Below are 9680 nucleotides of genomic sequence, written 5' to 3'. Positions count from 1 at the left end.
TCGAGTGCTAACAGCAAAGCTTGGTGTAACCTTGTAGACGCGCATTGCTTTCGTTCAAAAGCAGGGCTTTTACGGTGTTAATTTATTAAGTAATGAGAAGCTGCGCCTCTAACGTGAGCAAGCCCGACGTTTACAAGCGCGATATAAAATCGCGCCTTCATGTTAGTGCCTTTCTTTATGTAATCTTTGCATCTTTTAGCAAATTAAAACTGCTGTGTGTGGTTTTGATTATGCGGTTATTTACTTTGGGTAATTTTATTTAAGTTTTAGTAACAATAAACGCAAACTTTTTGGTTGAGGTGTGGTCATAAAAAGAGTTGCTTTTTACAGTTTGTTACAAATAAATAACGTGCTGCTTGGTTGCAAAATGAGCGTGGAGCTATTGCCAGCATTATAATGTGGCGCGCTGAGCTTACCAGTGGTTCATTAAATATTAACATTGATAAAATTGTTCTTTTAATTTGCACTGTCTAGTATTAAAGATTGACAGTACATACCCAAACAAAACATAATATTAACATTGGCTACACTTAAAAAGCATTTCACTTAATTGTATTGCGTAAATTGGTTGAAGGAGGGAAGTATTATGAACAAATTACTCATTGCATGCGCTATCACTGCTGCAACTTTGTACGTGTTTAAAAACGATTTGACCGCCTTGGCTCAAAATAATCTACCCAACTCAATAACTAACACCACGGCTGTGCAGCCTGCTCAACCTCTGGTGGTAGATATACAAGCAATGCAAAGTAGCCACGATGTAACTAATAAAGAAGGCACTGCACTTACCGAGCAAATAGTGATTACTCCCCAAGAGGTGGGTGAATACTCTGAGCTAGAAAGCGCTGCTCAAATTCAAAGTACGCTTGATTTAGCACAGTCAGAGCAAGTGTTTTTAGATAAAGTGCAAAGCAGTTTTGCTGAAAAGTCACTATTTTTATACAGCTTTGAGTGTAAGCAAAACGATTGTAATGCAGGCATAGTGGCAACCGACGGGCAACCTAAACACGAGGATATAGCTGGCGTGTTAGCGCATTTATCGGCGTCTGAAGAGTTTGCTAATCACTCTGTGCAATTAGCGGGTGTGGCGGTTAATAACGATGGTATTTTACAATACGATTTAAATATTAAAAACATGCCCCCCGAATAATAGTAAGCGCAATTATAGTTAATTATTTTGAGCCGCCAAACTTGGCGCTAGCTGTGTTACAAATACAAAGATGCTAAAAGTACAGCAGTGTACAACTAGTTAGTTATAACAACTAAACCAGGCATTTTTTGTAGCAATAAAACGTTTTCTCAGTTTTAAATCCATACTTAAAATAGCTCGCTTAATTTAGCGCATTAATACAACTCTATACTTTTAAACGACAAAGCGGCCTTGTGGCCGCTTTTTTGTGCTGGTAATTGAGTAATAGCAATTTTATCTTTAAATAGCGTACTTGCTGCGTTAAAAATTATTTGTTTAGAGCAATAATATCAAGCTTATTTGCTCGGCTATTCTTTTGTTTGCATGTTTTTAGCGCGTTCTTCTGCCTCTATTAAGGCTTGTGATTTAGGCGCTTTCTTTTTTTCCTCAATCACGGGCTTTTTATCTGAATTTGGGTCCCAGCTTTCATCTAGCGAAAGGTTTGCAAATGGGTTGCTAGAATCACTTTGCTTGGGCGTACTATCAGGCTCTGGTTGCGCTGGCTTTTCGTGAGCTGTTGATATTGGTGTATCTAACGTGGGTTCGTTATTTGGTTTTGCTGAAACTGTAGCTTGTGCAGGTTCTTTACTTGGTTTTAAAGGCGCGTCTGGATTGTAGGTACGAATTTCGGGCTCTTTAAAGTCGTGTTCGCTATTTAATGTGGTTTGATCAAGCTCACTGTTTTTATCGGCTGTATGCAGCTGTGCGCTGGTATTAGGCTCATTGATAGGGTTACTAGGCGCAGCCGGTTCGTTTACAAGAGTAGACTCTTGTGGTTTTACTTCTTCAATGGGCTCTGCTTTTGGCTGTTCTACTGCGGCGGCTTTATGCTTACGCGTGCGCTTAACCGAAGGCGCGTCTGGGTTAAACTCTCTTACCTCGGGCTCTGCAAAGCCTTTTGCATTTTGAATACGCGCTAATGTATTTTTTGCGGCAGCTTCAAACTCTGCGGTGTTTGGCTCTGGCGCTACTTTTTTAGGTTCAGGTGCTGGTGCATCTTCTTCTGGTTTAGCTTGTTCTGACTCAGCCTCTGTGGCTTGCGTATCGGCAGGCAGTGGCTCGTTAATTGCCTCGTTTTTTGGTGCATTAGAGCTTGCAGGCTCTGGCTCGCTCGAGGTCGAAACCGGTGGCACAACTGGTTTTGAAAGCTCATCACTTGGGGCTGGAGCCGTTTGGGGTGGTGCTGCTTGCGCTGCGCTTTTATTGTTATTTTTTGGGGCTGTAGCCGGTGGAGCAACAGGCGGCTCGGGCTTATTTTGTTTAGCGCGGCGTAAACGTATAACCACCATGGCGCCAATTAATACCACAATAAGCAGTAGCAAACTTGGTAACAATAATGAACTTGGTGGCTCTGCAACTGGCGCAGGTATAAGTACAGGTGCGGGTTTGGGCGTTGTATTAACCGTTGGCTGCTCTTTTTTAGGCTCTATTTTAGGCGCTGCTTTTGGGGCGGTTTCAGTGGCCACCGGCTGCGCTTGGCTAGTTGTAGGTGTTAACTCGCTGCTATTAGGCGCAAGTTCACCCTTAGGTGTGCTTGACGCATCCTTTACTGTATTGATTGGCGCAGCCTCAGGCTCGTTAATTTCTGAGTTTTGCTGGCTTATTTGGTTTGTAGGCTGAGAGCTTGTGGTTGCTTTGCTTGCGCTTTGTTTTATAGCTTTTTCGGCCGCAGTTATTTGCTCAAGCAGTTGTTGTTCTTGCTCGGGGGTAAGGGCAAGTGGTTGTGGCTCTTGTTCAACTACTGGCGGCTCTACAGGTTTTGGTTTTGTTTGTACTTGCTTGGGTTTATTACAGTTTCTTTTAAAATCGCGTGCGGCGCTGCGGTATTTGGCACTGGCTTTATTATTACTGTACTGCTGCATTTCTTGCTTAATTAAAATACACATGGCTTCGTTATAGGCAGCACTTTGGCTGCTGTAAAATAAAGCAAAGCAAAAAATAAGTTGAGAGAGTCTAATAATCATAAAACACGGCGCTTAAGTATCAATAGTTTGATTTTAAGCGCAAAATTAAAATATATCTAGGCACTAAGGGCGACTAAATCGCGGCGTGAGGTTTGTAACCTAGTGAGATAAGTAAAAACCACCCAGCAACACGCTCTAGTTAATCAATCACCATTAGGCTGCGGTACTCGTCGTAGGCAAATTGGTCGGTCATGCCACTTATGTAATCTTGAATTAGCCTACAGCGATAGTAAAACTCGTAAGCGGCAAAGTGATCGGGCTCTTCTTGCATGGCATCTATGGCGTGCTGATAACTATTTAAGTGCTTTTTAGAGAGCTTTTTAACCAAACGCGATTCGATTAATAATCGTGAGTCGCCATTTAATGCGCGTTTAAAATCGTCGCTGTTAAGTTGTAGCAGTGGTTTATAACAATCTAGCAGGCCGTTAATTATGCGATAGCCTTGTAGTTCGAGTTTTTCTACCTCTTTGTGAGAAAACACATGCTTAAGCGCCACCTGTTTAAGGGTTTTAGTAACGGCGTGTAGGTGGCTGTTATCTTCTAGTAGGGCTTGGTTAAAGTCGCCGTGGTAAATAGGCTCAATGTGCTCTATAAAACGCTTGGCGGCGTGGTTTACAAGTGGGTGAAGCAAGGCCACGCGTAGGTAAATAAAAAATTCGCTATTAAAGTTGTAAGGCTGCGCGTTGGCGCGCTCTAGTGCGTAATCTACCGCTTTATCTACAAAATTTAGGTGTTCGGTGTCGTCAATGGTTAGGTTTATAAGGGCTTTTTTATATTCACTTTTTAGCTGCTGACAAAGTAGCTCGGTGGTTATGATGTCTTTTTCTACGGCGTCTTCTATGTCGGCTAGGCAATACGAAATATCGTCGGCGGCTTCCATAATGTAACTTGCCGGATGGCGGCAGTATGGCTCTATAACCAGCTCGTTTTGCAGTGCCTCTACAAAGGTTTTTTCGCTGTAGTAGTAACCTACTTTTTTCATTAAGTAGTTTTTATTTTGCGGTATGTCTTTTGGATTTAATCCCGCGGGGCGGGTGTACTTTAAAATGCCCGCGCTTTGGCAATAAGTTAAGTTTAACCCCAGTAGCGAATGTATTATGCGTATGCCTTGGGCGTTGCCTTCAAAATTACAAATATCGTGCGCTAGGTGCTTAAAAATAACCCCTATGCCGGTATTTTGTTCTTGGCAGCGCGCTGGTGTAACACTTGCTAAATTATTATTAAACCAGTGATTTATGGCAGCTTCGCCAAAATGTCCAAAGGGTGGGTTGCCTATATCGTGCATTAGGCAGGCCATTTCTACTAGGCTCTCTAGTGGGCGCTCTAATCCTTTCAAGCCAAATTCGGTTTGTTGCTCAAAGCTTAAATTTGCAAAAATACGCTGTACTATAAAACGGCCAACCTGCTGTACTTCTAGTGAGTGAGTTAAGCGCGAGCGCACAGCTGCGTTTCGCTCTAGCGGAAAAACCTGGGTTTTTTGCTGTAGGCGACGAATAGCTGCACTGTTAATTATACGACCGCGATCGCTTTCCATCGCCATTTGTAAATTTGCAGTCGTGCGATACATGCGCGCTGGGGTTATTTTTTTACTAAAGTCGATAGTCATCGGAGTCCTTGCTTAGTGGTGACGACTGGCAAAGTAAATGCGCGTTGTCATTCGTTTTAAATACTTACTTGTTAATATATACACCTAGACGAGTTAGGTACAGGTGCTTGTATCATTTAAGGCCTGGCAATTGTATTATAAAGCTATATTTTTCAGTATTTAACGCATTTTAATGTAGGCGAGTATTTGTAATGAAGTATGTATTTTTAAAGGCGATGATGTTGGCTCTTTTAGTGTTAACCAGCCAAGCGGCATATGCGGCAAAAGAGCAAACCGTTGTACTTATATCAATAGATGGCATGCGTTGGGATTATATAGAAAAACACGGCGCGCCTAATTTAAAAGCAATGGCTGCTAAAGGTGTACGCGCGCAAAAGCTAATGCCGGTTTACCCAACAAAAACGTTTCCTAACCATATTTCTATTATTACAGGGTTGCTGCCGGTAAATCATGGCATTGTAGATAATAACTTTTGTGATAAAGCCCGTAAAAACGAGTGCTACAGCATGGGTAAAGGTATGCACGATAGCACGTGGGTAAATGGCATTCCACTTTGGAATTTAGCAAAAATGCAGGGGCTAAAGTCGGCTACTTATTTTTGGCCAGAGTCGGATGCGCGCTTTAACGGTATGACGCCCGACTATTACTTTCATTATTCTAAATACAGTGAGTACCAAGGCCGTGTTGATCAAATAATACAGTGGCTAAGCTTACCTAAAGCGCAGCGCCCACGTTTTGTGGCAAGTTATTTTTCGCTTGTTGATAGCATGGGCCACGAGTTTGGCCCAGACGCACCGCAAACTCGCGATGCAGTAAAACAATTAGATGAATTAATGGGCCAATTACAAACCCGTTTAAGCAAGCTAGAGCAAGAGATTAACCTTGTTATTGTATCCGATCACGGTATGGCGCATGTAAACCCAGAGCAAAGTATTGATGTATCTACATTGCCTAAAAACGATAATTTTATAGTTAAAAATACCGGCCCGCGTTTACTTATTTATGCAAAGCCTGCTGTAACAAGCGAGCAAATTGCAACTTACAAACAACGTTTGCAACAAGCCGTAAACGGGCGTTATACGGTATTAAACGACGAGCAATTAGCAGCATATCACTACAATAAAGGCACTCGGGTGGGTGATATTGTTGTGCAAACTAATGCGCCAGCGGTATTTACTAACGAAGGCAAAGCAATGTATTTAGGTACTCATGGCTATGCCTATACCGATGATATGGCGGCTACGTTAATTGCTGTAGGGCCTGCTTTTAAACAAGGGCTAAGCCTTGAAAAGGTAAATAATCTTGATATTTACCCGGTACTTGCCAAAGTAATGGGGCTTAAGCTTTTAAGTAAAGTAGATGGTGACGGTAAAACGTTAATGCCTGCTATAAAACAAAAAATAGTAGTGCATTAATTAGCTGCGCACTTTTAGGCTTTTAGTGATTTAACCTTGAAAGAACAACAGCCCCTAAGCTAAATAAAAAAGAGCGCAAATGCGCTCTAAAGGGAAATAATTATAAGTGGGCTAAATACAGCTTGCTTTAAATCACTTACTTAAAGTTAGCAATGCTTGTTTTAGTGTCGGTAACCGTACGAATAGCATACGCTTGGTTAGTTACACCAAAGGGTAAGCCATTTACGCTCCAATTAGGGTTAGAGAAGTAATCGTACTGCGTTGCGCTACCGTAAACGTGCGGGTAGGCCATAATGCTGGCAAATTCGTTTTGTACGCCGTGGCCCATACCATCAACATACACGCCGCCCGAGGTATCGACTTGTTTACGTGAGTGCGCCAGGCCTTGGTTATGACCAAGTTCGTGTACAAACGTAGTTGCGCCACAATCAATAGCAGTAATAGAGTACATACGGTCGCTCATCGAGCTGTATAAATTACCGTTAGTGCCTTGGCCAACCCAAGCTAAACCACACGAGATTAAACCATTACCCGCACTTTGGCCTGTACCAAGTACGGCAACCATGTCGGCTTTCCAGCTAGTGCGTAAACCATCTACGTAGCTGCTGTTAGTTACTGCATCTAACCAATCTTCAGACGGTGTAATTGCGTAATCGCCTAGGTTTTCTGTTCCCGCTAAACGCAGTGTAATGTCTACCCCATTTTGGCTATAAACCTGGTTACTAAAGGCGATCAGCTGGTTTATTTTAGTATTTATGTTACTCGTAGCTGCGGCCGATTGGTCGGTATATAAAATACCAATATCAATCGTCACTGCCTGTGCTGCACTGGTTGCAAATAGCGCGCTGGCAATGGCTGCCGTCGTGATTAGTTTTTTCATTTTTATATTTCCTTACTTATGTAGTGGTTGGAAGTTTTACTGCTGATTGATTTAGTTGGGTTACTGCGTGTTGGGTTGTTCAGTTTTTTTTGGGGCAAACATATCGATGGTTTTATCTGTTTTTGGTGTGGGTGCATCTACGTGATGCTCTATGTGGTTTTGGTACAAGTCGCGTTTTGCTGCAATCCAGCCATATTTACCTTTACTTTCAAAAACATAATTGCCGCTAGGTGCAGTAAGTTGCCCATAAATTGCATCGTTTCCTACGGTCATAACCGTGGTGTGTAGTTGCCCATTGGCACCAATAACTTGGCCAAATATGCTTTTATCGCCATTACTCGCCTCCGATAACGAGGTGATTTCGGCGCTGTAGGTTTCAACGGTTTGCGGGATTGAAATATCAAACGAGTCGCCAGCTTCAAGGGCTTGTAACGTATTTAGGTCGAACTCTATGTAGGCTTCGTTGTTTAGATCGCTTGGTAGTACGTTGGCGTTGGTAAGTACCTCTTTAGCTTTTGCAGATACCTTGTTTATAGCTTCAAACTGGTTGCTTTGCGCTGGTGCCTCAATGGTTTTAGGTTTTACGTTAACGGGATCTTTACTCATATCTATGGGCTGCGGTGCTTTTTTATTTGCTGCAAATTGAGAGTCAACGGGCACTATATCCACTGCAACAGGCGCCGTTACCTGCTGAGGTTTTTCGGTATTAAATAGCAGCTTATAAATAGCAAATGCAGATAGACCAAGGGCAACAATTATTAAAATAGCGCGTTTCATTTGTTTCTCTTACGGGGTTTTTAGTTAACTAATTGTTACGTTTTATATCATCTAGAGAATTAGATTAAGTTGGTGGTGGTAGTATAAAAGTGCTAATTATTTACACTGTAAATGATTGTAAATAAACAATTTACCTATAATGGGTTTGATTTTTTGAGCTAAAAAGGATGGGTTTTTATAGGGTTTTAGCGGGGTGTAAGCGTAAGCGAATAATTGTTTTTGTTTTTAATTTGGCAATGAAAGGTGTGATCTTTATAGGTAAAAAAAATTTTAAAATAATGAATATTTTTCACGCTTAATAGCGTAAACGCTAATTGCAAAGCGTAAATAGGCAACGTATGTTGTGGGCTTAAAAATCTAAAATTAAGAGGGATTTTATGACGTTTTCCGATCAGCTGCTTAATCGAGCAACCGCAGGGTTGGTGGCTGTTATTATTGGTTTTTCAAGTTCTATTGCGCTTATTTATCAAGTTGTTATAACCCTTGGCGGCACGCCCGATTTAGTCGCAAGCTGGCTTTTAATGCTAGGGCTGGTAATGGGCATAACCACTATTGGGTTGTCGTATTATTATAAAGTGCCCGTTTTAATTGCATGGTCTACCACTGGGGCGGCTTTACTTATTTCCAGCGCGCAGGGCTACCATTTAGGCGAAGCCATTGGTGCATTTATGTTTGCCGCTATATTGGTTTTTGTGTCGGGGGTTACCGGTTGGTTTGAAAAAATAATGAACCGCATACCGAGCGAACTTGCCTGTGCCATGCTGGCAGGCGTATTGGTCACCTTTGGTATAGATGTATTTAATTTTATGAATGAGCTACCACTGGTTATAGGCCTAATGGTGCTTATGTATTTTTTAGGAAAACGATTTTTTGCGCGTTTTGCCATGCTTAGCGTTTTAGTTGCAGGCGTGCTACTGGCGTGGCAAATGGGGCATATTGATACAGGCGCTATTCATTGGAAAATAAGTGAATTTGCATACATAGCGCCGGTGTTTAACTTGCAAGCGTGTATAAGTATTGGCTTACCGCTTTATATAGTGACCATGACCTCACAAAACTTACCGGGTATTGCTGTACTAAAGGCTCATAATTATAAAGCGCCTATCTCGGCTACGCTTAACGTAACTGGTTTTATTAATATTTTAACAGCCCCGTTTGGTACGTACTCTATTAATTTAGCCGCTATTACTGCTGCTATTTGTATGAGCGATGAGGCCGATAAAAGCCCCGATAAACGCTATTGGGCAAGTATTGCCGCAGGCGTATTTTATATTGTTATGGCACTTTGCGCAGCAACGCTTGTTGGTTTAGTGGCAAGTTTGCCGCAGGCATTAATTTTAGCCTTAGCGGGTATTGCGTTGTTTGGCACCATTGCTAATAGCTTGCAGCAAGCTTTAAGCTCAGCCCAATACACAGAGGCTGCAATAGTTACGTTTTAGGTAACCGCATCTGATTTAACCATGCTCTCGGTGGGCTCTGCGTTTTGGGGAATAATTGCCGGCGTTTGTACGTTGATGATCACCCGTAAAAGTTAAAGAAAAGCGTTAACGAATAGGTTAAAACAGGTAAAAGCATTGCTTTTAAAGCGCCAGCAAGCTGCGCGTCTTGTATCTCTCGTTGATAAATGATTAGCTATCATTTATCACATCGAAGTCAGTGAGCTTGCCTGTGCGTCTAAAGGGTAATTTACCTCGGTGTTAATTTTGTCAGTATGCGCGAAGCTTGCTCGCGCGAGATGCAAGTTACTTTTCTAAAAGCAAAGCGCCTCTTAACCTCTTTGTGGTTTATTGATCTTTAATACAAAAATGCACAAAGAGAAGAGAAAGAGGAGTAAATGAGAAGTGAAATT

At 42.0% G+C, this 9680-nt stretch carries 6 protein-coding genes and 1 pseudogene; 3 read left to right on the top strand and 4 right to left on the bottom strand.

What is annotated here, in order from left to right; translation table 11 throughout:
* Window positions 1–586 precede the first annotated feature (586 nt).
* Window positions 587–1150 carry a hypothetical protein gene (locus tag PSI06_RS19965; RefSeq protein ID WP_064385816.1) on the top strand — a complete coding sequence of 188 codons (564 nt, stop codon included), beginning with the start codon at window positions 587–589 and terminating at the stop codon, window positions 1148–1150.
* A gap of 347 nt (window positions 1151–1497) precedes the next feature.
* On the opposite strand, the gene PSI06_RS19960 is transcribed toward PSI06_RS19965, so the two are convergent.
* Both PSI06_RS19960 and dgt read right to left on the bottom strand, forming a co-directional pair.
* Window positions 1498–3153 carry a cell surface protein gene (locus PSI06_RS19960; protein ID WP_273604725.1) on the bottom strand — a complete coding sequence of 552 codons (1656 nt, stop codon included), beginning with the start codon at window positions 3151–3153 and terminating at the stop codon, window positions 1498–1500.
* 139 nt (window positions 3154–3292) lie between these two features.
* Window positions 3293–4759, bottom strand: a complete 1467-nt coding sequence (gene dgt, locus PSI06_RS19955; RefSeq protein ID WP_096042675.1) for a dGTPase — start codon at window positions 4757–4759, stop codon at window positions 3293–3295.
* Window positions 4760–4950: 191 nt separating this feature from the next.
* Here dgt and PSI06_RS19950 point away from each other — a divergent pair, with 191 nt between their 5' ends.
* Complete coding sequence (locus PSI06_RS19950) at window positions 4951–6174, top strand: alkaline phosphatase family protein (protein ID WP_273604726.1); 1224 nt, start codon at window positions 4951–4953, stop codon at window positions 6172–6174.
* Window positions 6175–6310: 136 nt separating this feature from the next.
* Here PSI06_RS19950 and PSI06_RS19945 read toward each other — a convergent pair whose 3' ends face one another.
* Both PSI06_RS19945 and PSI06_RS19940 read right to left on the bottom strand, forming a co-directional pair.
* Window positions 6311–7054, bottom strand: a complete 744-nt coding sequence (locus PSI06_RS19945) for a zinc-dependent metalloprotease family protein (protein ID WP_273604727.1) — start codon at window positions 7052–7054, stop codon at window positions 6311–6313.
* 60 nt (window positions 7055–7114) lie between these two features.
* Window positions 7115–7831, bottom strand: coding sequence for a hypothetical protein (locus tag PSI06_RS19940; protein WP_273604728.1), 717 nt, complete (start codon window positions 7829–7831; stop codon window positions 7115–7117).
* Window positions 7832–8208: 377 nt separating this feature from the next.
* Between PSI06_RS19940 and PSI06_RS19935 the strand changes: the two are divergent.
* Window positions 8209–9366 (top strand): annotated as a pseudogene (locus tag PSI06_RS19935) (benzoate/H(+) symporter BenE family transporter).
* The last annotated feature ends 314 nt before the right edge of the window (window positions 9367–9680 follow it).

The sequence above is a fragment of the Pseudoalteromonas sp. GABNS16E genome, from assembly GCF_028598715.1.
GTDB lineage: Bacteria > Pseudomonadota > Gammaproteobacteria > Enterobacterales > Alteromonadaceae > Pseudoalteromonas > Pseudoalteromonas atlantica.
Note: the sequence above shows the minus strand (reverse complement) of the source record. Positions and strands in the feature narration are given on the sequence as shown.